Genomic DNA, 332 nt, shown 5'->3' with positions numbered 1-332 from the left:
GAAGGGGATTTTTGCGGCCGTGAAGGTTATCCAAGCTACAAGTTAACCAACAATAGCGCGACCATTCGCACCACCAAGCAGCGCATCGAGGAATTAGAAGCGCTACACAATCAGGCGGCATTAAGTGAGCAAGGTTGTATTGATTCGGTTAGCTGGTCATTGTATGAGGAAGACGGGCGCATAAAAGTAACCTTTGATGCTATCCCTAGTGAAGAGGTGCGCAAGGTTCTAAAATCAAACGGTTTTAAGTGGTCACGTTATAGCAAAGCATGGGTTAGAAAAATCACCGCAAACGCGGTAGCAACGACTCGATACATGATCCAACAACTTAA

At 45.8% G+C, this 332-nt stretch carries 1 pseudogene; it reads left to right on the top strand.

The window, feature by feature from the left end:
* Positions 1-332: pseudogene (locus tag RH85_RS13010) on the top strand (DUF3560 domain-containing protein); the annotation flags it as partial.

The organism is Vibrio ichthyoenteri ATCC 700023, assembly GCF_000222605.1.
Lineage (GTDB): Bacteria > Pseudomonadota > Gammaproteobacteria > Enterobacterales > Vibrionaceae > Vibrio > Vibrio ichthyoenteri.
Note: the sequence above shows the minus strand (reverse complement) of the source record. Positions and strands in the feature narration are given on the sequence as shown.